This is a genomic window from Arthrobacter sp. UYCu723 (assembly GCF_054059215.1).
In genome coordinates, this window is sequence record NZ_JBSSBW010000001.1 from 975,940 (window position 1) to 997,932 (window position 21,993).

18 protein-coding genes and 2 tRNA genes are annotated in these 21,993 nt (G+C 68.5%); 10 read left to right on the plus strand and 10 right to left on the minus strand.

Features of this window, described 5'->3' with window-relative positions:
- Nucleotides 1–4: 4 nt before the first annotated feature.
- Nucleotides 5–223, minus strand: a complete 219-nt coding sequence (locus ACVWZ8_RS04355; protein WP_456503907.1) for a hypothetical protein — start codon at nucleotides 221–223, stop codon at nucleotides 5–7.
- A 70-nt stretch (nucleotides 224–293) separates the two neighbouring features.
- Here ACVWZ8_RS04355 and ACVWZ8_RS04360 point away from each other — a divergent pair, with 70 nt between their 5' ends.
- Nucleotides 294–1,295: a hypothetical protein gene (locus ACVWZ8_RS04360; protein WP_456503908.1), complete on the plus strand. Its 1,002-nt coding sequence runs from the start codon at nucleotides 294–296 to the stop codon at nucleotides 1,293–1,295.
- 39 nt (nucleotides 1,296–1,334) lie between these two features.
- On the plus strand, nucleotides 1,335–1,514 hold the full coding sequence (locus ACVWZ8_RS04365) for a hypothetical protein (RefSeq protein WP_456503909.1): 180 nt from the start codon (nucleotides 1,335–1,337) through the stop codon (nucleotides 1,512–1,514).
- A 123-nt stretch (nucleotides 1,515–1,637) separates the two neighbouring features.
- Here ACVWZ8_RS04365 and ACVWZ8_RS04370 read toward each other — a convergent pair whose 3' ends face one another.
- The 7 genes from ACVWZ8_RS04370 to ACVWZ8_RS04400 form a co-directional block, all read right to left on the minus strand.
- The gene (locus ACVWZ8_RS04370) at nucleotides 1,638–2,483 is read right to left on the minus strand and encodes an aldo/keto reductase (protein ID WP_456503910.1); all 846 of its coding nucleotides are present in this window, start codon (nucleotides 2,481–2,483) and stop codon (nucleotides 1,638–1,640) included.
- Between the two features lie 103 nt (nucleotides 2,484–2,586).
- On the minus strand, nucleotides 2,587–3,042 hold the full coding sequence (locus ACVWZ8_RS04375; protein ID WP_456503911.1) for a hypothetical protein: 456 nt from the start codon (nucleotides 3,040–3,042) through the stop codon (nucleotides 2,587–2,589).
- A gap of 7 nt (nucleotides 3,043–3,049) precedes the next feature.
- Nucleotides 3,050–3,742 (minus strand): bacterial proteasome activator family protein, encoded by a 693-nt coding sequence (locus ACVWZ8_RS04380; RefSeq protein WP_456503912.1) that lies wholly within the window; start codon nucleotides 3,740–3,742, stop codon nucleotides 3,050–3,052.
- 200 nt (nucleotides 3,743–3,942) lie between these two features.
- Nucleotides 3,943–4,134 carry a YbdD/YjiX family protein gene (locus ACVWZ8_RS04385; RefSeq protein WP_456503913.1) on the minus strand — a complete coding sequence of 64 codons (192 nt, stop codon included), beginning with the start codon at nucleotides 4,132–4,134 and terminating at the stop codon, nucleotides 3,943–3,945.
- A gap of 13 nt (nucleotides 4,135–4,147) precedes the next feature.
- A complete protein-coding gene (locus ACVWZ8_RS04390) occupies nucleotides 4,148–6,448 on the minus strand; it encodes a carbon starvation CstA family protein (RefSeq protein WP_456503914.1) in 2,301 nt (766 codons plus the stop codon).
- A gap of 180 nt (nucleotides 6,449–6,628) precedes the next feature.
- Entirely contained in the window at nucleotides 6,629–7,165 is a 537-nt protein-coding gene (locus tag ACVWZ8_RS04395; RefSeq protein WP_426976050.1) for a PadR family transcriptional regulator, read from the minus strand.
- 150 nt (nucleotides 7,166–7,315) lie between these two features.
- Nucleotides 7,316–8,299 (minus strand): NAD(P)H-quinone oxidoreductase, encoded by a 984-nt coding sequence (locus ACVWZ8_RS04400; protein WP_456503915.1) that lies wholly within the window; start codon nucleotides 8,297–8,299, stop codon nucleotides 7,316–7,318.
- Between the two features lie 151 nt (nucleotides 8,300–8,450).
- Between ACVWZ8_RS04400 and ACVWZ8_RS04405 the strand changes: the two genes are divergently transcribed.
- From ACVWZ8_RS04405 to ACVWZ8_RS04420, 4 genes are all read left to right on the plus strand, one after another.
- A tRNA-Ser gene (locus ACVWZ8_RS04405) sits at nucleotides 8,451–8,538 on the plus strand.
- A gap of 197 nt (nucleotides 8,539–8,735) precedes the next feature.
- Entirely contained in the window at nucleotides 8,736–9,539 is an 804-nt protein-coding gene (locus ACVWZ8_RS04410) for a VOC family protein (protein WP_456503916.1), read from the plus strand.
- 436 nt (nucleotides 9,540–9,975) lie between these two features.
- Nucleotides 9,976–11,415 carry a glycosyltransferase family 2 protein gene (locus ACVWZ8_RS04415; RefSeq protein WP_456503917.1) on the plus strand — a complete coding sequence of 480 codons (1,440 nt, stop codon included), beginning with the start codon at nucleotides 9,976–9,978 and terminating at the stop codon, nucleotides 11,413–11,415.
- Entirely contained in the window at nucleotides 11,412–11,639 is a 228-nt protein-coding gene (locus ACVWZ8_RS04420; protein ID WP_456503918.1) for a hypothetical protein, read from the plus strand. Before ACVWZ8_RS04415 ends, ACVWZ8_RS04420 begins: the two co-directional genes overlap by 4 nt.
- A gap of 94 nt (nucleotides 11,640–11,733) precedes the next feature.
- Here the strand turns inward: ACVWZ8_RS04420 and ACVWZ8_RS04425 are convergent, their stop codons facing one another.
- Complete coding sequence (locus ACVWZ8_RS04425; RefSeq protein WP_456503919.1) at nucleotides 11,734–13,851, minus strand: FAD/NAD(P)-binding protein; 2,118 nt, start codon at nucleotides 13,849–13,851, stop codon at nucleotides 11,734–11,736.
- A gap of 98 nt (nucleotides 13,852–13,949) precedes the next feature.
- Between ACVWZ8_RS04425 and ACVWZ8_RS04430 the strand changes: the two genes are divergently transcribed.
- The 4 genes from ACVWZ8_RS04430 (at nucleotide 13,950) to ACVWZ8_RS04445 (ending at nucleotide 19,801) form a co-directional block, all read left to right on the plus strand.
- Entirely contained in the window at nucleotides 13,950–16,238 is a 2,289-nt protein-coding gene (locus ACVWZ8_RS04430) for a prolyl oligopeptidase family serine peptidase (RefSeq protein WP_456503920.1), read from the plus strand.
- 148 nt (nucleotides 16,239–16,386) lie between these two features.
- Nucleotides 16,387–16,474, plus strand: a tRNA-Ser gene (locus tag ACVWZ8_RS04435).
- Between the two features lie 139 nt (nucleotides 16,475–16,613).
- Nucleotides 16,614–18,308: a phytoene desaturase family protein gene (locus ACVWZ8_RS04440; RefSeq protein ID WP_456503921.1), complete on the plus strand. Its 1,695-nt coding sequence runs from the start codon at nucleotides 16,614–16,616 to the stop codon at nucleotides 18,306–18,308.
- Entirely contained in the window at nucleotides 18,305–19,801 is a 1,497-nt protein-coding gene (locus ACVWZ8_RS04445) for an MFS transporter (RefSeq protein ID WP_456503922.1), read from the plus strand. Before ACVWZ8_RS04440 ends, ACVWZ8_RS04445 begins: the two co-directional genes overlap by 4 nt.
- Here the strand turns inward: ACVWZ8_RS04445 and ACVWZ8_RS04450 are convergent.
- Nucleotides 19,746–21,947, minus strand: a complete 2,202-nt coding sequence (locus tag ACVWZ8_RS04450; protein ID WP_456503923.1) for a RecQ family ATP-dependent DNA helicase — start codon at nucleotides 21,945–21,947, stop codon at nucleotides 19,746–19,748. The two genes, ACVWZ8_RS04445 and ACVWZ8_RS04450, sit on opposite strands and share 56 nt — an antisense overlap.
- Nucleotides 21,948–21,993: the final 46 nt, after the last annotated feature.

The window sequence follows — 21,993 nt, forward strand, 5'->3', positions numbered from 1 at the left end:
ACGCCTAGGAGGGGCGGGATTTTTCCAGTTGTTCGCCAGTCTGGGCAGTGAGGAGGGACAACGGGACAAGGCCCAGGGACAGGAGTCCCAGGGGCCAGGCCAGGTAGCTGCGCCAGCGCGCGGCGGCGGCGTACACGATGGCGGCCAGTCCGGCGATGGGCGCCAGCACCACGACGGCATGGATGAGCAGGATATGGGCCGGGAGGCCGCCGATTTCGATCAAGTGTGCCCTCCTCCGTTGTGCGCGCCCCTTGTGCCGCCATGGCCGGGGTCACGGCTTCTATGATTCTTGCATGGGAGAGCTGGAGCTGGCGGGCATTACGGCACGGCTCTATGCCTTGCCGTTCGACGATTTTGTCGCCGCCCGGACGGCCGCCGCAAAGGAAGTGGCCGCCGCGTCGGGGAAAGGTATCACCGCGAAGGACCAGCGGTCCCTGGCCGCAGACGTGCGGTCCCTGCCCAAGCCGTCCGTGGCGGCGTGGACCGTGAACATGCTCGCGGCTCGCCAGCCCGAGACGCTCCGGGAACTCGCCGCGTTGGGGCAATCCATGCGCGCCGCGCAGTCGGCCCTGGACGCGGCGGAACTCCGTAAGTTGGCGCAACACCGGCGGCAACTCCTGGCCGCTGCCGTCCGGGATGCCCAGGCTGTGGCAGCGCAGCAGGGCCGGAAGATCAGCGGTGCGATCGCAACGGAAGTGGAGGAGACGCTGCGCGCCGCCACGGCTGACGAAGGCGCGGCGGAGGCGGTGCGGAGCGGGCGACTGCTCCGGGGGCTGTCTGCCGACGGGGTCGACGTCGTGGACCTCGCCGGTGCCGTGGCGCTGCCGTCCCTTGCCATCCCGGAAGCTTCTGTTGCGGCTCCCTCGAAGGTCCCGTCCAGCTCTTCCGCTCCGGCCGGGGCCCGGGCGACGAAGCACGCGGCCCCGAAGCAGGCGGCCCAGCCCCGGCTGCGGGCGGTGCGGGAGGAACCCCGGGCGCCCGCGCCGTCGGCGCTCGAACGCGCCCGGGCCGCGTTGGACCAGGCCGAACAGTCCGCCCGCGAGGCCACGGAGGAAGCCCTGCGGTACGGGCAGGAACTGGACGAGGCCAGCGCCCTGGCGGCCGGCCTGGCCGAGGCGGCACTGACGCTGAGGAAACAGCTGGAACAGACAGAGCTGGACCTCAAATCAGCCCGCAAACAGCACGAGCTGGTGGCCGCCCAGGCGCAGCAGGCGGTCCGGGCCTCGGACAGGGCCCGGCGAAAAGAGGACCTCGCCCGCGAGCGGGTGTTGCGGCTTGGCAACACGCCGGGCTAACGGCCTCATACTGTCGGAGGCCCGTTGCACACTTAATTCATGGAAACGAACCAGTACTTTGAAGTGACGTATCTGGACACCGACTGCGGCCGCATCCGCACCGAGGCTTTCGACGACGCCGCCGCCGCGGAGCGCTTCGCGAGCCGGAGTGTTGCAGACGAGGACGGCTGGGCCATCATCGACGCCGTGCCCCTTCTGCAACGCCGGAAGGCCGCCTGAGCCGTCCATCCGGCGGGCGAACTGTCCAGCAGAAAGGGCCCCCACCAAGAACGGGTGAAGGCCCTGCTGCGGTTCCCGCGTCAGCCGCCGGGTTGGTCCTGGCGGCGGAGCCGAGGCGTTCGCTTAGGCGAAGTCGGAGACTGCCGGGTCGGGGCCGATGCGTCCGGCGCCCTCTGCCGAGTTGTCCATGCCGTCGATGGCCTGCACGTCGGTCTCGTCCAGGGTGACGTCCAGCGCCGCGTAGTTCTCGCGGATGCGGGACTCGGTCACGGACTTGGGGATGACGACATTGCCGATGGCGAGGTGCCAGGCGATGACGACCTGTGCCGGGGTGGCGTTGTGCTTGGCCGCAATCCGGGCGATCACCGGGCTGTCCAGCAGCTCGCCGCCCTGGCCCAGCGGCGACCAGGCCTGGGTGAGGATCCCCTTGGAGGCATTGAACTCACGCAGCTCAGCCTGGTTGAAGAACGGGTGCAGTTCGACCTGGTTGATGGCCGGAACAACGCCCGTCTCGTCAATCAGGCGCTGCAGGCCTTCCTTGGTGAAGTTGGAGACGCCGATGGTCTTCACGCGGCCCTGCTTCTGCAGTTCGATGAGCGCTTTCCAGGTATCCACGTACTTGTCCTGCTTCGGCTGCTGCCAGTGGATCAGGTACATATCCAGGGCCTCAAGGCCGAGCCGCTCCAGGGAAGCCTCGAAGGCCTGCAGCGTGGATTCGTAGCCCTGGTCCGAGTTCCACAGCTTGGTGGTGATGAAGATTTCCTCGGGCTGGAGGCCGGAGCGCTCAATCGCCCGGCCAACTCCTGCCTCGTTGCCATAGATCTTCGCGGTGTCGATGTGGCGGAAGCCGGCTTCGAACGCCTGGACAACCACCTTTTCGGCTACATCGTCCTCAACCTGCCACACCCCGTAGCCGAGCTGGGGAATGGTGTTGCCGTCATTGAAAGTCAGTTCCGGAGAAGAAGTCATCTGACTACTCTGCCAATTTCCGTGCGGCCCGGCCAGCGTAGGGGCCAAGCTAAGCTACCCGCGAAACCGGGAATACCGGCCGGTGGACTGCGGAGCCGGGTTCTCAGTCCCCGGCGGTGGCTTCGGCAAGACGCCTTTCCGCATCCCTGATGTGTTCCAGCACGGATTCGGCCCGACGCCTGACCGATACCGCGCCAGCCGGCACCGGCCCGATGGCGAGCCGGAGCATCGCAGCCGCCTCGGCCGTGGTGGCCAGGGAGTTGCCTGCGGTGGACAGCGAGCGGTGGACGCCGGCCAGGTCGCCGGGGATATCGAGGCCGTCACTGGGCGAGCGCCTCTGGGCCTCGACGCAGATCATCCGGACCCGAACAGCGAGTTCGGACAGCTCGTTGGCGATGCCCACGAGTTCGGCATAGAGCACTTCATCCTCGACGCCTTCCAAGACCTGGTGATAACGGTCCAGTCCGCGTATGAAGCGGTCGTGGGCCCGCCGCCAGAGGCCCGTACCGAGTTCGGCGTCGTCTATCTTTCCCTGCCGGGCGGTCCTGAAGAATCCCAAGGGTGCCCTAGAGGTACTGGCCGGGACCGTGGTCCGGATCGGCGGGCCCGGGAGGCGCGGAGGGTGCCGCCCCGGGCCTGGACGCGGCGGCCCGCTGGGGTTCACCGTTCTCCCCGATGATGACACCGGGCGCGATCACCGTTCCGGGCGGCAATTGACGAAGCTGGAGCTGGGCGGTCGCGTGTTCCCTGGCGGCGTGCTGCGCGGCGAGGGCTGTCTGGATGCCGTGGAAGAGCCCTTCGAGCCAGCCGACCAGCTGGGCCTGGGCAATCCGCAGCTCGGCATCGGAGGGCGTGACGTCTTCGGAGAAGGGAAGGTTGATCCGCTCGAGCTCCTTGACGAGCTCCGGCGCGAGGCCGTCCTCGAGCTCCTTGATGGAGCGTTCATGGATGCTGGCAAGGCGGGCGCGCGCCGCGTCATCAAGCGGCGCGGACTTCACCTCGTCCAGCAGCTGCTTCATCATGGTGCCGATCCGCATGACCTTCGCGGGTTCATCCACGAGGTCCTGCAGCTGGCTGCCCTTGGGACGCGCGGCGGGCCGGCCGCCGTCGGCGGGCCCGGGTTGTGCTGGCTCCGCGCGGTGTCCTGATTCGGCAGCTGGGGCTGCGCGGCCGTCGACCGGGGTCCGGGCGTCGTCGTCCAGGGTGGTGCCTTCGACGGGAACGTCTTCGGCAGGTTGAGTGGCGTTCGGATCGCTCATGGCTTCATACTCTCACGAGCCCGGGACCGGGAACCTGCCCGCTGCGCGTCCGCGAAACCACCGGGCTGCACGCGATGGCGCAGAGTCGTACGAAACCGCGGAGGACGCCGTCGGGCACTAATGTGCACGACGGCGTCCTCCGGAACGCGGCAGCCGAATCAGCGAACCCCGATCAGCGAACCCCGATCAGCAATCCGGGGTCAGCAGCACCGGCCCTGCGGGTTGCTGTCCTGGCGGTCCGTATGGTCCCGCCAGAACTCCCGCTCCGTCAGCGGCGCGTCGCCGTGCCCGGAGACGGCGTGGTGTTCCAGGTATTTCGCGTAAGCATCCGCGCCCATCACACCGCCCAGGTACCGGGCGAATCCCCGGAATCCCTCAACTACCGCGTTCATGACCAGTTCCGCATCAGTGGTGCGCGGCCTTTTCGAGCCGCTTATCGGCCGGCAGCTTTTCCCATTCGGCCATGAGCGCGCGCTCGGCCGGAGTGGGGACCAGGCCCGCCGGGGCGAAGACGCGTGACGGCAGGACCGGGTCCTCATGGTCCCGGATCGCCACGCCGGCCTCGGCGTTCCGGAATGCCTTGTAGGTGGCCACCAGGGCCGTCACGATGACGATGATGCTGAGCACCACGAAGATGACCGAGAGCCAGCCCTGGATCGCGGTGTTGCGCACCACGGCCTCCATGGCCGGGACCGTCTTGGCGGTGCCGAAGGAGGTCTTGCCGTCGGCGAGGGCCTTGGAGAAGGCCGCGTTGTTGGCGAAGTAGCCGACAGCCGGGGTGGAGGAGAAGATCTTCTGGTAGCTGGCCGTGATAGTGACGACGGCCGCGAACGCCAGCGGGAGCGCCACGATCCACAGGTACTTGAAGGAGCCGCGCTTGGCCACGATGGCCAGGCAGACCGCCAGCGCAATGGCGGCAAGCAGCTGGTTGGCGATGCCGAACAGCGGGAACAGCGTGTTGATGCCGCCGAGGGGATCGGTGACGCCCATCAGCAGCACAGCACCCCAGGCGCCCACCATAACGGCGGTGGCGAACCAGGCCCCGGGCCGCCAGGAGTGCTCCTTGAACTTCGGCACGAAGTTGCCGATCGAGTCCTGCAGCATGAAGCGTGCAACGCGGGTGCCCGCGTCGACGGCGGTCAGGATGAACAGTGCCTCGAACATGATGGCGAAGTGGTACCAGAACCCCATCAGGGCGGTGCCGCCGATGAACTGCTGCATGATGTGGGCAAGCCCCACAGCCAGGGTGGGCGCGCCGCCGGTGCGGGAGACGATGCTCTCTTCACCGACGTTGGCGGCCGTTTCCGAGAGCAGGCTCGGGCTGATGTTCACTCCGGACAGTCCCAGGCTGTTGACCCAGGTGGCGGCGGTTTCCACGGTGCCGCCGGTCAAGGCAGCGGGAGCGTTCATGGCGAAGTACAGCCCGCGGTCGATCGAAATCGCGGCAACCAGTGCCATGATCGCCACGAAGGACTCCATCAGCATGCCGCCGTAACCGATAAAGCGGGTCTGGCGTTCCTTCTCGATCAGCTTCGGCGTTGTGCCGGAGGAGATCAGGGCGTGGAATCCGGAGAGGGCACCGCACGCAATGGTGACGAAGAGGAAGGGGAACAGCGCGCCGGACAGGACGGGGCCGTTGTCGCGGCTGGCGAACTCACTGAAGGCCGGGACGGTGATTTCCGGGCGGACCACGATGACCGCGAGGGCCAGCATCACAATCACGCCGATCTTCATGAAGGTGGAGAGGTAGTCACGCGGGGCCAGCAGCAGCCAGACCGGCAGGATGGCGGCGATGAAGCCGTAGATGATGAGGGCCCAGGCAATGGTGACCTTGTCCAGGTGGAAGAATGCGGCACCCCATTCGGTCCCGGCGATGGCGCCGCCGCCAATGATGGCCGCCATCAGCAGCACGAAGCCGATGAGGGACACTTCCATGATCTTGCCGGGCCGGAGGAACCTCAGGTACACACCCATGAAGAGCGCGATCGGGATGGTCATGCCGACGGAGAAGACACCCCAGGGGCTTTCGGCCAGCGCGTTCACGACGACGAGGGCCAGGATGGCGACAATGATCACCATGATGAGGAGCGTGGCGACCAACGCGGCGGTGCCGCCGATCACGCCAAGCTCCTCGCGCGCCATCTGGCCCAGGGAGCGTCCGCCGCGGCGCATCGAGAAGAACATCACCAGGTAGTCCTGGACGGCGCCTGCCAGTACGACGCCGATGATGATCCAGATGGTGCCCGGGAGGTACCCCATCTGGGCTGCGATGATCGGCCCCACCAGCGGGCCGGCGCCGGCGATGGCGGCGAAGTGATGGCCGAACAGGACGTTGCGGTCGGTTCGGACGTAGTCCTTGCCATCGGCCTTGTACTCGGCCGGGGTGGCGCGGCGGTCGTTCGGCTTGAGCAGGTAGCGCTCAATGAACTTGGAGTAGAAGCGGTAGCCGATCAGGTAGGTGCAGACGGCTGCGAAGACGAACCAGATCGCGTTGACGGTTTCGCCGCGGACAATCGCGAGCATGAACCAGGCAACAGCGCCCAGCAGGGAGATTCCTACCCAGATTGCGATCTTGGCAGGCGTCCATTTGCGCTCTTCGGCTTCGCGGACGGAGTCGTCCACGGACGTCGGCGGCAGCGCCGGATCCGGCGCGATGCCGTCATCGACTTGTAAGTTTTTTGGCGTGCCATCTGGCATTGTGCCCATGTCTTCTCCTCGAGGAACCCCAGCCGGACAAACCTAATAGACCAGACCCAATCGACGGATCCGCCCCAAGGGACCCTACCAAGCTGGCAACTGCGTGGGTGTGGCTTTGCGGCGGGTGTGCGCCAGGCGGCCCGGAAACGGCGATGAACGGTAGGAAGGGCGCGAGGAACGGCACCGGGGCTATCGCGGCGGGTTGGCCAACTGCATCAGCCGGGCCTCGCAGAGATCGAGCCAGCGGACTTCGGCTTCGGTCTGGAAGATGAGCGAATCCAGGACCAGGAGCCGTGCGGTGTCGGCAGGGCGTTGCTGGGCCGCGGTGTCCCGCCGGGCCTTGGTGTAGTCCTGCAGCGCCCTGATCGAGACACCGCGCTGTGCCTGGATGATGGCGCCGACGTCCACCCCGGGAAGCGTCAACCCCAGTGCCAGCTTGATGGCCAGCTCATTCCGTGGCGGCGAGGCTCGGGAAACCGGAGCGGTGAACCAGCCGCGGACTTCGGCCAGACCGTCGGGGGTGATGTGGTAGATCACGTGGCCTTCGCCGTCGGCCCCCTCGTTGCGGACCAGGCCGTCACGTTCCAGCCGATCCAGGGTGGTGTACACCTGACCGATGTTCAGGGGCCAGGATGCGCCCGTCCGGTCCTCGAACTCAATCCTCAGCTGGTACCCGTAGCGTGGGCGGTCCTTCAGAAGTGCGAGGAGGCTGTGGCGGATCGACATGATGCTCCCGGAGGTAGCGGGGACGACAGCATACACGCGCCCCAAGACGCGTGTATACCGCGTATGGGATCACAGTACCGTCATTGAGGGCCCGGAAGCAAAAACGTATGCCACTCGAAGCATAAGTCGGCATTGGCCGGCCGGTGCCGCCTACATCACCAGGAGGATCTTGCCGACATGGTCGCCTGAGTCGAAGTAGCGGTGCGCGGCCTGGACCTGGTCCAGCGGGAATGTCTTCGCCACGAGCGGCCGGATCTGCCCGTCGGCCAGCAGCGGCCAGACGGCGTCGCGCACCGCGTTCATGATCACGGACTTTTCCTCGACCGGCCTCGGACGAAGCGCCGTCGCGATGATGGCGGCGCGCTTGCGGAGCAACAGGCCGAGGTCCAGCTCCCCTTTGGCCCCGCCCTGCAGCCCGATCACCACGAGCCGTCCGTAGTCGGCCAGGGCGTCGATGTTCTGGCTGAGGTACTTGGCCCCGACGACATCGAGGATGACGTCCGCGCCCTTGCCGGCGTTTTGGGCGCGCAGGCTCTCCGGGAAGTCCTCCTCGACATAGTTGATCGCGATGTCCGCACCGAGGAAAGCCTTCGCGGTGCCGACCTTCTCGGCGGTGCCCGCCGTCGTGGCCACAACGGCCCCGAAGGCCTTCGCGAGCTGGATGGCCATGGTGCCAATGCCGCCCGTGGCCCCGTGGATGAGCACGGTCTCGCCCGGCTGCAGCTGGGCGGTCATGATCAGGTTGGAATAGACCGTGGCCGTGACCTCCGGGAGGGAGGCGGCGGTGACCAGGTCGACGCCGTCGGGGACCCTCAGGACCTGACCCGCGGGGACGGCGACCTTCTGGGCGTAGCCCCCGCCGGCCAGCAGTGCCACGACCTTGTCACCCACCGAGAAGGGCTTGGTCACGCCCGGTCCGAAGCCGGCGATCCGGCCGGAAACTTCCAGCCCGGGGATCTCCGAGGCACCGGGCGGCGGCGGGTAGTGTCCCTTGCGCTGCTGGACGTCCGCGCGGTTAAGTCCGGCGGCGACGACGTCGATCAGCACCTCTCCCGGGCCGGGCTCCGGCGCCTGGACCTCGCGGACTTCCAGGGCCTCGGGTCCCCCGGGCTCCGAGATATAGACAGCCTTCATTGAGAACTCCCGATTCCATCCGTACATCGTGCCGGAATGCGCCTGCGGCAGACGGCACCTTCAACCAGAGTATGTGGGGGAAGCGCCGCTGTCCGCGAGCGCGGCCACGTTTTTTGTGGCAGCCGACTGCCTATGAAACACTACTCGTTAGGGAAGGTTGTCCGAGCGGCCGATGGAGCTGGTCTTGAAAACCAGTGTGCGGTGACCCCGTACCAAGAGTTCGAATCTCTTACCTTCCGCGAACAGTGCCCCTGGCTCCTGCGACTGCCGCAGAGCCGGGGGCATTTTTGCGCCCCGGGCAGGATGGCGGCCCGGAACCGGCGAACCATTGAAACCGTCGGTCCCCCGGCATAGTCTCTCTGATGTCTCCACCACCCATCCGAATCCGGCGGCCGCCGCAGCGCGCATGCGCCGCCAGACAGAGCAGGAGCCTGTAATGCCAACACCTGACTACACCAACGGCGCACCGTGCTGGGTCGACCTGATGACCTCGGACACCGAAAAAGCCAAGGCGTTCTACGGGACGCTCTTCGGCTGGACCTTCCAAACCGGCGACGAGGAAAAATACGGCGGGTACATCACGGCGGCGAAGGACGGGAAAACCGTTGCCGGCATGATGCAGAAGGACGACTCGATAGCGGGCATGCCGGACATGTGGAGCACGTACCTGCGGTCGGAGGATGCGGCGGCGACCGTGCAGGCTGCGGCCCAAAACGGCGGACAGGTTTATATGCAGCCCATGGACGTGCCGGATCAGGGCCGCATGGCCATGATCGCCGATGCCACCGGGGCATCCATCGGCGTGTGGGAGCCGGCTGAGATGAAGGGCTATGAGCTGGCGGCGGAGGCCGGCGCCCCGGCGTGGCATGAGCTCCACACCAAGGACTATGCCACCGCCGTCAAGTTCTACCAGGACGTGTTCGGCTGGGACACCGACGTCATGAGTGACACTCCAGAATTCCGCTACACAACACTGGGTGCCGGGGACGCCGCCAAGGCAGGGATCATGGACGCCTCGGCCTACCTCCCCGCCGAGGTCCCGTCCAACTGGCAGGTCTACTTCGCCGTTGAGGACGCGGATACCTCCATCGAGAAGGCCGTTTCCATGGGCGCCCGGGTGATCGACGGGCCGGACGACACCCCGTTCGGACGGCTTGCCACCCTTGCCGACCCCACCGGCGCCATGTTCAAGATCGTGGCTGACACCGGACAGGGGGCTCAGGCCGCCGCGGGCGCCTAGACGAAGAAGGGCCGGAAAGATCCTCCGACCACAATTACGAAAATTGCTATAAGAGATACCGGCCAGACCCTCTCCAAAGGGCTACTGGCCGGTATTCTGCTGTGGAGCGTCCGGTGGAGGCACCCGGACACCGCTCACCTAAGTGGTACGACGTATTCGGCTGGATCAAGTACACGATCGCCTGGATCCAGTACCAGAAGCGCCTCAAGGCCTAGTTTCTTAGCCTTCCAGCCATGAGCATGCCCTCCCCTGGGGCTGCAGCACGGGACATATTGCCCATATGTCCCGTGTTCAGCCCGGGGGCGGGGCATGCTCATTCTTTGGGGCGGAGATGCCGGGGACCAAGTTCGTTCCCGCGGCCGGGCCTTGGTGCTCGTGACACCGCTGGGACCAATGTGACAGGCGGTGCACAGGAGACACTGGTATCGTCTGGCCAATGGGCAGGGGAAGGTTTCATCGGGCGGTTGGCATTGTCATAGCACTGGCCGCCGCCGGCGCAGCGGCGCTGTTGTGGTTTGCGGTCGCGGCCGGGAGTCCGCGGGCTGACGAGTCGCCGAGTCATGGACTGGTCCTGGGTGTCTGGAACGTCCTCTACAACACCGATGCGCCGGCTCTGCGCAATATTGTCGCCGCAATTGCCCTCGCCCTCCTGCTGGCGGCCGGAATCGCGCTGCTGGAACGCCGCATCACCAATAAATCGCGCCGTTCGGCGAATCCCCAGGCCGCCCCGCTTGCGCCGCGGATCGTCATGGCGGACACGCGAGAGGTCTATGCCGGTCCCGTGACCGTGACGGTGCTGATCCCGGCGCACAACGAACAAGCTTCGCTGCCCACCACGATCGCGTCCCTCCTGGCCCAGTCGCACCGCCCGGGGCGCATCATCGTGGTCGCGGACAACTGCACCGACAGCACGGCCGCGCTCGCCCGGCAGGCCGGCGTCGAGGTCATTGAGTCCGTCGGAAACACCAAGAAGAAGGCAGGCGCACTGAACCAGGCCCTTAAACAGCTGCTGCCCGGCCAGGGCGACAACGACGTCGTGATGGTGATGGACGCGGACACCAGCCTCGACGACGGCTTCCTGGCCGCCGCAGTGGCACGATTCACCGACGACCGGGCCCTCATGGCCGTGGGCGGCCTCTTCTACGGGGAGGAGGGCCACGGCGTGCTGGGGCAGTTCCAAAGCAATGAATACATCCGCTACGGACGCGAGATCCGCCGACGCCGGGGCCGCGTCTTCGTGCTCACCGGCACCGCGTCCATGTTCCGGCCCCGGGCCCTACGCACGATCGCCGCACAGCGCGGGGACTCCCTCCCGGGGAACCCCGGCGACGTGTACGACACCGTTGCCCTGACTGAGGACAACGAGCTGACAATCGCCCTGAAGTCCCTCGGCGCCCTGATGATCTCGCCGGCCAAGTGCACGGTGGTCACCGAACTCATGCCCAGCTGGCGCACCCTCTGGTCCCAGCGTCTGCGCTGGCAACGCGGCGCCCTGGAAAACATCGGCGCCTACGGCGTGACCCCGCAGACCTTCCGGTACTGGGCACAGCAACTCGGCATCGGCTACGGCGTCATTGCCCTGAGCGCCTACCTCCTGCTCATCCTGCTCATGATGTTCTCGCTCGATGTCTGGATCTGGTTCCCGTTCTGGCTGGGCCTCGGCGCAGTGTTCATCACGGAGCGCGTCGTCACGGTGTGGAAGGGCGGCTGGCGGGCACGCCTGCTGGCCCTGACGTTGTTCCCTGAGCTGCTCTTCGACATGTTCCTCAACATCGTCTACGTCAAAGGCATCATCGACATCGCACTGGGACGCACCGCCAACTGGAAACACCTCACCCACGAGGCCGCCCCCGAGATCGTGAAAGCACAGGCATGATCCCCGCCGTCCGCCCCCTCGTCCCCACCGGTATCCTGTTTCCGGAGTCGATCCTGCACACCGAATGGTTCGCCATCCTGGCGACCTTCGTGGCCATCAATACCGTCATGTATGGCGCCTTGGCGGTGGCAAAGATCCTGCCGAAGCTGCACCCCGGCTCCTGGCTCCCGGTGCGTCACGAACGCGCCGAGACCCGAAGCATCTACCCGGACGCGCCGCGGTAAGAGAGCCTTCCAGCCATGAGCATGCCCTCCCCTGGGCTGCAGCACGGGACATATTGCCCATATGTCCAGTGTTCAGCCCGGGTGCGGGGCATGCTCATTCTTTGTTGCGGGTCAGGATCCCAAGGATGCCGCGGGCTATCTCGTCGGCGTCGTGCAGGGTGCGCTGGCCGCTGCGATAGGCGGGGCCGTTCTTTTGCCGGGCCTCGGCCGCGATGGCGGTCCCCCACTGCGCCGCGGAGAGCTGCAGCCCGAGGACATAGAGGCCCTCGGTCACTGAGCCGTTTGAGCCCAGCGGCCGGTACGGGTGCGGAGAAACGTCCAGGCCGGAGGTCTGCACCGGAACCCCTTCCACCGTCATCATGAGGCGCGGCCGCACCAGCCCCTCCGCGAGCAGCTGTTCCAGCAGCGCCGACACGTTGACGGCAACCCTGTTCGCCGGCGCAAGCGCTTCAATCAGGGCACCGGCCGCCACTGCCTCGCCCTGTGCCCCGCCGGCGCCTGTCCCCCTGGTGCCCGTTCCGCCGGCACCCCGGCCGCCAGAGCCGGCGCCCCGGCCGCCTACCCACGGTGACGCCGCCGTGAAGGTCCCGGCCTTGCGGTCCACGCCGAACTTGGGATCCGGCCCGACGAACCGGACGACGCCGGCACGCGCCAGCGCTGCCAGCTGTTCGGCGCGCAGCGCCGGCGGCCCGCTGGCAAGGCCTTCAACGAACGACTCGAACCAGCCGCGCAGCCCGGCCACCCACGACTCGTCCGTGATGCCGCCGTCGGCCACCGCCGTCTTCAGCACCGCCCGCCCGTGGTGCAGGGCTCCGATCGTCATCTTTACCGGATCGTCCTCCCCCAGCGCGGAGCGGCGGGCATCGTCGAGGAGATACTCGACGACGGCGGCGTCCAGCTCCGCCCGGGAGTCAAAGGAACGGCCGGCCAGCGGTGCCGCCAGGCCCAGCAGGTCCAGCCGGTGGGCCGGTCGGACATGCACCGCGATCGCGGAATCCACCGCGTCCTCCCATTTGGCCGCGCTGTGCGCGTGCGGGCGCAGCGACTCCTCCAGCGCCCGCAGGAACTCGGTGGGATCGGTCAGGATGGCGCCGGGCTGCGAGCGCGCGAGCGTCGAGTAGTACGCCCAGACAGCGTCGCGGTGCAGGAGCGGCCAGAGGTCGTGGTCGAAGGCGGGCTGGATCCCCGCCTCGCCGAACCTCGCCAGCGCGCTTTCCGTGCAGTACCGCAACGTCACGGCGGAGGGGTAATACCCGGCCAGGGCGGCCTTGGCCCGGTACGGAGTGCCGCGGCGCGAGGCCGCGATGATAAGCGGTTCTCGGCCGGACGGCCGGTAGCTCAGCCCGCCGTCCTCCCCGGCCAGGAAGGTGCCTCCCCGTCCCTCGGTCAGCTGGCCCATGACGTCGAAGAAATTCAGGCCCATGCCGCGCACCAGCACCGGCCTGACGGCCGGCACCCGGGACCAGTCGACGTCGGCCGGCGCGGCCGGCGGCAGGTACAGCAGCCCGAGCTCCTCCGCCGCGGCCTTCAGCTCCCGCTGCTCCGGGTTCAGCCGCGATTCGAGGTGGCCCAGCGCGAGGACCACGGAGTCGACGGTAAGCACTGCGCCGCCCGCCAGTCCGACGTCGAACCTCACTCGCCCGTTCAGGTCACCGTCATGCCCGGTCCCGGCGTGGGATCCGGTCCCGGCGTCGGGCGAAGCCACGGCGTCGGGTCCGGCCGCGGGGGCCGCCGCGTGCCGGACGGAGACCGCCGTCGTCTCGTGGAATTCCACCGTGACTCCCGCGGGCAGCACGGAGAGCAGTTCCTCAAGCGTGGAACGGAGGTAACGGCCGTACAGGGCACGGCTGGGGAAGTCCGCGGAGCCGAGGGCGGCGAGTTCGGCACGTTCCTCCGCGGTCAGCGAAGGGTGGGGACGCCGCTGCTGCAGTTCGCGCCAGCGGTCAAAGGTGTCTCCGGCCAGCGGAGGCGCCAACGCGGGGTCCTCGGGAACGATCGTGGGGTAGAACGACTGCGTGTTCATCAGGTAAAGCCGGGACTGTCCCGGCTGCCACACATGGCCCGGGCCGGCGGGGTAGGGATCAACCACATCGATGTGGAGCCTTGCGTCCGGGCCGGCCGGCACCCAGTTGGCGAGCAGCCGCTCCAGCACGCTCGTGCCCCGGGGACCGGCGCCTATCAGTGCCGTCCGGATGCTTTGCGATATGCCCACGGCATCCAGCGTATCGGCAACCGGCTTCCTGCTTGGCCGGCGGACGCCGACGGGCGCTTGACTTGCTAGCCGCGCGCTGATGTTGCTTGGATGGAAAGATGACCACCACTGAAGCTGCTCACCCGTCCGCGTCCGGCCGCCCTTCCGGACCCGCCGCCGGGGCAGGAACCGCCCCCGAACCCGTCGATGAGAACATCTGGCTGGAGGAGATCTACGGCGAGGAGCAACTGGCCTGGGTCCGTGAACAGAACGCCAGGACGGAGGACCTGCTGGAGGATGCCGAATATGCCCGGCTCGAGGGCAGCATCCTGGAAGTGCTGGACTCCACAGACCGGATTGCCATGGTGGGCAAGCACGGCGAGTGGTACTACAACTTCTGGAAGGACCGGGACAACCCCAAGGGGCTGTGGCGGCGGACCAGCTGGGCGAGCTACCGCGGCGGATCACCGGAGTGGGACATCCTTTTGGACGTGGACGCCCTAGCCGCAGCCGAGGGCCAGGAGTGGGTCTTCCACGGCGCCAACTTCCTCCGCCCGTCCGAGGGCGAACCGCACCGGCGTGCCCTGCTGGCCCTCTCCCCCGACGGCGGTGACGCGAACCGCCACCGCGAGTTCGACGTCGAGAGCCGCAGCTTCGTGGACGCCGCAGCCGGGGGCTTCGATCTGCCCACGGCGAAGGGAAACGCCTCCTGGCTCGACGCGGACACGCTCCTGGTGGCCACCACGGCCGAGGGGCTGCCCAGCACCTCGTCCTCCTACGCCCGGACCGGCGTGAAGCTGCAGCGCGGAGGTTCCCTGGCCGCCGCAGAGCGGCTGTTCGAGATCCCCGAGGACCACATGATGGCCCTGGTGGCCCACGACTCCACGCCCGGCTTCGAACGGACCTTTGCCGTGGACTGGATCAGCTTCTTCGAGAAGAACACCTCGGTGCTTCGTGACGGCGAGTGGGTGCAGATAGACGTCCCGGCCGACGTGAACCTGAGCTCGCACCGCGAATGGCTGCTGTTCCGGCCACAGAAGGACTGGACAGTCAACGGCAGGACGTATCCGGCAGGAGCGCTGCTCGCGGCCCGTTTCGAGGACTTCCTGGCCGGCGGCCGGGATCTGTCCGTGCTCTTCACCCCGGACGAGCACACCTCGCTGCAGTCCTGGAGCTGGACGCGGGACTTCCTGCTGCTGAACCTGCTCCGCGACGTCTCCTCGGAGATCCGGGTGCTGGATCCGCAGCGGCCCGGCACGGACGCGGCCTGGGCCTCCACCGTGCTGGACGCCTGCCCGCCGCTGCACGACGTCAACGCCTTCGCGGTGGACGACGAGGACGCCCCCGAGGGCTCTGACGACGACGGTACCGGCGGCGGCGCCCCGGCGTCGGAGGGGGAAGCCCCCGGCGCCGGGAACGATTTCTGGCTCGTGGCCACGGGATTCACGACGCCGAGCACGCTCACCCGCGGAACGCTCAGGCGTGCCGGTGGCACCGGGGCTGACGCCCGCGTGGCCAGCGCGCACGAGGTGATCCGCTCCTCGCCGTCGTTCTTCAATGACGAGGCCTACGAGGTCCAGCAGCACTTCGCCGTGTCCAAGGACGGCACGCGGGTGCCGTACTTCCAGGTGGCGTCCAAGGATCTGGTGCTCGACGGGCAGAACCCGACCCAGCTCTCCGGCTACGGCGGCTTCGAGATTTCCCGGACGCCGGCCTACAGCGGCGCGGTCGGCCGCGCCTGGCTGGAACGCCGCACCGAGGAGTCCGCCGGCCATGACGGGGACGCCCCGCACACCCGCGGCGGCGTTTACGTCGTGGCGAACATCCGCGGCGGCGGCGAATACGGACCGTCCTGGCACCGCGCCGCGCTGCAGGAGAACCGGCACCGGGCGTACGAGGATTTCGCGGCCGTCGCACAGGACCTGATCTCCCGCGGCGTCACCTCGACCCAGCGTCTGGGCTGCGTGGGCGGCTCCAACGGCGGCCTGCTGGTGGGCAATATGCTCACCCAGTACCCGGAGCTGTTCGGGGCCGTGTCCTGCGGGGTCCCGCTCCTGGACATGCGCCGCTACACCAAGCTCTCCGCCGGTTACTCCTGGATTGCCGAATACGGCGACCCTGATGTGCCGGAGCAGTGGGAGTCCATCAAGACGTTCTCGCCGTACCACCTGCTCCGGGACGGGATTGACTACCCGGAGACGTTCATCTGGACGGCGACCTCGGATGACCGGGTGGGCCCGGTCCAGGCCCGGAAGATGGCCGCCCGCATGCAGGCGATGGGGATCCCCAACGTCTGGTTCCATGAGGCCCTCGAGGGCGGCCACGCCGGCGCCTCGGACAACCGCCAGGCCGCGGCCCTGCAGAGCCGCAGCCAGCATTTCCTGTGGCGTGCGCTGGCCGGCAGCTGAGCCTGAGCGGGAACGTCCCGAGCCAAGAGCAACGCGGGGTCACTTCCAGCCCATCCGGGCCTGAACGGGCCAGAAGTGACCCCGCGCCGGTCGTTTTGCACTGCATGGCACCTTCTGCGTATCCTTGGTTGGCTAGTTAGTAGCAATTGGAGACGTGCCAGAGCGGCCGAATGGGCTTCACTGCTAATGAAGTGTGGGGCACAACTCCACCGGGGGTTCAAATCCCCCCGTCTCCGCGTTTGGCCCCGGTCCCTGGACCGGGGCCTTTTGCGCACCCGGAGCGTTTCGGCGCCGCGAGGGCCGGCGGATTCGAGGGCACTGTCCGGTTGCCGGACACCTGGCGCGTCCTGCCGGGCCGGATGGCAGGATAGGCCCATGTCCAGCAACCCCATGTCGAGCACCAGCGCGTTTGACGCGATCATCGTAGGCGGCGGCCACAACGGACTGGCCGCGGCAGCATACCTGTCCCAGGCCGGCCGCAAGGTCCTGCTGCTGGAAAAGCTCGAGCACGCCGGCGGTGCCGCGGTGTCTGCCCAGGCGTTCGACGGCGTCGACGCCCGCCTCTCGCGCTACTCCTACCTCGTCAGCCTCCTGCCGCAGCAGATCATCGACGATCTCGGCCTGCGCATCCAGCTGGCCCGGCGGCGGTATTCCTCGTACACGCCCGACCCGGAGAACGGCAGCCGGGCCCTGCTGATCGACAACGGGGACGACGGCGCCACTGCCGCGTCCTTTGCCGCCATCGGTGCTCCCCCTGGCGAGTTCCGCGCCTTCACCGACTTCTACGCCCGTTGCCGCCAGCTCACCGAAGCCCTCTGGCCCACCATGACTTCACCGCTGCGGACCCGGTCCGAGGCCCGCGCACTGGCAGTCCAGGCCGGGGCGGAGGAAGCGTGGGAGGCCATGATCGAACGGCCGATCGGGACCGTGATCGCTAGGGAACTCCAGCACGACCTGGTCCGCGGGGTCGTGCTGACCAACGCCCTGATCGGCACCTTCGCCCGGGCGCACGACGAGGACCTGCAGCAGAACATCTGCTTCCTGTACCACCTGATCGGCGGAGGGACCGGCGACTGGGACGTGCCCGTCGGAGGCATGGGTGCGGTCTCCGGAGAACTGGAACGCGCCGCCCGCGCCGCCGGAGCAACCATCCTTGCCTCGGCCGAAGTCACCGCCGTCCGTCCCGGCGGCTTGGTCAGCTACCGCCACGACGGCTCCGAGCACGCCGCCACGGCTCCGTGGGTCCTGGCCAACGTGGCCCCGGTGGTTCTCGACCGGCTCCGGGGATCCGGATCCGCCCCGGCCGCTTCCGTGCCGCCCGCGACGCACAACCCCAACCACCTGCGCGAAGGGGCCCAGGTCAAGGTCAACCTGCTGCTCAAGCGGCTCCCCCGGCTGCTGGATGGCAACGTGAGCCCGGAAGCGGCCTTCGGCGGCACGTTCCACATCAACGAGACCTGGTCCCAGTTCGACGCAGCGTACCTCGCCGCCGCGGCGGGGACCATCCCGGATCCGCTGCCCTGCGAGATCTACTGCCATTCCCTCACCGACCCCAGCATCCTGTCCCCCGAACTGCAGGCGGCCGGTGCGCATACCCTCACGGTGTTCGGCCTGCACGTCCCGGACCGGCTGATCACCGAGGACAACAACGAGGAGCGGCGCGCGGAGCTCCAGGCCGCAGTGCTGAAGTCGCTGAACTCGGTGCTGGCCGAACCGGTCGAGGAGCTGCTGCTCACCGGACCGGACGGCCGCCCGTGCATCGAGACGAAAACCACCCTCGATATCGAACGGGCCGTCGGGATGCCGCGGGGCAATATCTTCCACGGTGGCCTCGACTGGCCCTTTGTGGAGGACGGTGCACCCCTGGACACCCCGGCCCGGCGCTGGGGCGTGGCGACGGATGATCCGCAGATCCTGCTCTGCGGATCCGGCGCGCGGCGCGGCGGGGCGGTCAGCGCCATCGGCGGGCACAACGCGGCCAAGGCGGTGCTGGAATCCGGTCCCGTGGCTGAATCAAGTCCGGTACCTGAATCCGGTCCCGCCGCTATATCAGTTCCTGCCGCTGGATGAACGGACCCGCAGATCCCGCCCAGGCGGGCTCCTCCGGGTCCGCCGCCGCGCCGGGGAAGTGGAGTCCGCGGCTGGCGCTGCTGGTCGCCGCGACATTCTTTATGGAGTTCCTCGACGGAACCGTCCTGACTACCGCGATTCCCAGCATTGCCGCGGATTTCTCTGTACCCGCGGCCGACGTCAACATCACCATGACCGCCTACCTGATGACGGTGGCGATGGGAATTCCGCTCAGCGGCTGGATGGCGGAGCGGCTGGGGGCACGGCGCGTCTTCTGCCTGGCCATCGCCACGTTCGCGGCCGCGTCCCTGCTCTGCGCACTGAGCCAGGATCTCACCATGTTGACCCTGAGCCGGGTGCTGCAGGGCGCCGGGGGCGCGATGATGGTTCCCGTGGGCACTCTGGTGGTGCTCCGCGGAACGCCGAAAAAGGAGCTGCTGCGGGCCACGGCTTATCTGGTGTGGCCCGGCCTGCTGGCGCCCGTCCTCGCTCCGCTGGTTGGCGGAGCACTCACCACCTACCTCTCCTGGCACTGGATCTTCCTGATCAACCTGCCCCTGGGGCTTGCTGCGTTCCTGGCCGCGCTGCGCCTCGTCCCCGCCGCCGGCGGGGACCGCCGGCGCCGCCTCGACTGGCCGGGGCTGGCGCTGACCACCCTCGGCGTCGGGGCGCTGGTGGTGGGACTTGAGCTCGCGGGCGGCCAGCCCTCGGCCCTGCCGGCGGCCGTCAGCGTCACGGCAGGGCTGCTGTTCCTCGCCGGCGCCGTGGCGAGGATGCGTCGGGCCCCGCAGCCCTTGTTCGACCTCGCCGTCTTCGCAACCCGGACGTTCCGTGCCACCGCCACCGGCGGCTTCGTCTACCGCCTGACCATCAGCGCCGTGCCGTTCCTGCTGCCCCTGATGTTCCAGAACGGCTTCGGCTGGGACCCCCTGCACGCGGGCATCCTGGTGGCGGCGGTGTTTGTGGGAAACATCGGGATCAAGCCGGCCACGACGCCGATCATCCGGCAGTTCGGGTTCAAGCCGGTGCTGGTGTTCGCATCGCTGGCCTCGGCGGCCACCTTTGGCCTGTGCGCCCTGCTCGACGCCGGAACTCCGGAGCCGCTGATCTTCGCACTGCTCGTGGCCAGCGGAGCGTTCCGTTCCCTCGGCTTCTCGGCCTATGCCTCGGTCCAGTACGCGGATGTGGCTCCGTCGCAGCTGCCGTCAGCCAACGCCGTCTCCGCAACCCTCGTGCAGCTGGCAATGGCCGCCGGGATCGCCGTCGGGGCGCTGCTGCTGCGGATCTTCGAGGCATCGGGTCCGCTGGCAGGCCCGGCAGCCACCGTTGGGGACTATCCGACGGCGCCGTACCGCGCAGCGTTCCTGGCGATTGCCGCCGTCATGCTCCTGAGCACCGTGGACAGCCTGACGCTGCCCCGCCATGCGGGGGCTGAGGTCAGCCGGCCTGGCCAAGCACCAGCGGCAGGACCGCTCCGGCGCCGGCGAGCCTGAGGGCCCGTCCGGCCACAGTCACGGTCCAGCGGCTGTCGATGAGGTCGTCAATGAGCATCACGCTCTGGCCCTGCAGCCCGGTGAGCGCCGCTTCCAGTTCCGGCCCCACCACGAGGCGGTCCCAGACCCCGGCGAGCCGGTAGGCGCTGTTGCCGCCGCGGCCGCCCGTGGGGCCGCCGTGTTCGAGCTCCAGCTGGCCGAGGTACGGGATGCGGCCTATCTCCGAAATACCGCGGGCCAGCGAGTCCACGAGTGCCGGCTTGCTGCGGGACGGGACGCTGATGATCGCGGCGGGCCGGCCGGCACCGCTCCACCCCGGGGTGCGCGCGTCTCCGGTTCCCCACTCCCGCAGCACCTGGACGCAGGCCTGCAGCATGCCGGAGTCCACCGTGCGGTCGGGCGCTCCCGCGGCGAAGGTCTCGCGCAGGGCGCCGCCCCAGCCCAGGTCCGTGAGCCGGGCCAGCGCCCGGCCGCCGGCCACGCTTTCCTCCGGTTTGATTTTGCCCTTCACGCTCACGCCGAGGCGGTCCATGCCGCTGGGCCACTGCAGCCTCGGTTCCAGCGGCACGCCGGCGCGGCTCAGCGTCTGGCCCGCGGCTTCCGTGGCGGCGGCGGCAATGTCTGCCGGGAACCACTGGCCTGCGCAGTTGTCGCACCGGCCGCAGGCGTGGGCGGTCTCGTCGTCCAGGACCGAGGTGATGTATTCCATCCGGCAGCCGGCGGTGTCCTGGTAGATGACCATGGAATCCTGCTCGTCCACGCGGGCCTCGGCGATCCGGCTGTACCGCTCGGCGTCGTACGCCCAGGGATGTCCGGTCGAGCGCCAGCCGCCGCCCACACGTTCCACGGCGCCGTCCACGGCCAGCACCTTCAGCAGGAGTTCCAACGGCGTCCGGCGGAGGTCCACCCGGGCCTCCAGCGCCACGGTGGACACGGCCGTCCCCGCTTCGGCCAGGGCGGTGAGGACGGCGGCGGCCTTTTCCTCGGAGGGCATCGACGCCGTGGCGAAGTACTGCCAGATGTCGCGGTCCTCGGAGCCGGGCAGCAGCAGGACATCGGCGTTCGCGGCGCCACGGCCGGCGCGGCCCACCTGCTGGTAGTACGCCACCGGGGAGGACGGCGCGCCCAGGTGCACCACAAATCCCAGGTCCGGTTTGTCGAAGCCCATGCCGAGGGCGGAGGTGGCCACGAGGGCCTTGACCTGGTTGTCCTTGAGGAGCTGTTCCGCGCGTTCCCGGTCCGCGGGGTCGGTGCGGCCGGTGTAGGCGAGCACCTCGTGCCCGGCTTCGGCCAGCAGGCGTGCGGTGTCCTCGGCCGCGGACACCGTGAGCGTGTAGATGATGCCGCTGCCGGGCAGGTCCGAGAGGTGCGTCAGCAGCCAGCCCAGCCGGTCGCGGGAGTCCGGCAGGCTCAGCACGCCCAGCCGGAGCGACTTGCGGCCCAGTGCGCCGCGGATGGTCAGCACACCGGCGCCGAGCTGCTCCTCGATGTCGTGGACCACCCGGGAGTTGGCGGTGGCGGTGGTGGCCAGCACGGGAACGGAATCCGGCAGCTGTGTGATCAGGTCCGCGATGCGCCGGTAGTCGGGCCGGAAGTCGTGGCCCCAGTCCGAGATGCAGTGCGCCTCATCGATGACCAGGAGCCCCGTGCGGCGGATCAGTTCGGGCAGCTGGTTCTCGCGGAAGGACGGGTTGGTGAGCCGTTCCGGGGACACCAGCAGCACGTCGACCTCGTCGGCCGCCAGCTGCTCGCGGACGGTGTCCCACTCGAGCTGGTTGGCGGAGTTGATGGCAACGGCGCGGACCCCGGCACGGGCTGCGGCCGCAACCTGGTCGCGCATCAGCGCCAGCAGCGGGGAAACGATCAGGGTGGGTCCGGCGCCGCGTCGGCGCAGCAGCAGGGAGGACACGAAGTACACGGCCGATTTTCCCCAGCCGGTGCGCTGCACGACGAGGGCCCGCCGGCCGCCGTCGACCAGCGCCTCGATGGCCTCAAACTGGCCGTCATGGAATTCCGCGGCCGGGTGCCCCACCAGCTCGCGCAGCACTTCCTGGGCCTGTTCCCGCGTCCCGGCAACTCCATTGGAACCGGAGGCATGAGCGGGGTTGGAGGCGGAAAGGACTGCAGCGTTCTGGTTATTGGCCATTGCTCCAGTATCCCAGCCCCCTCCGACGGCCGCGAAGCCCGGGGGC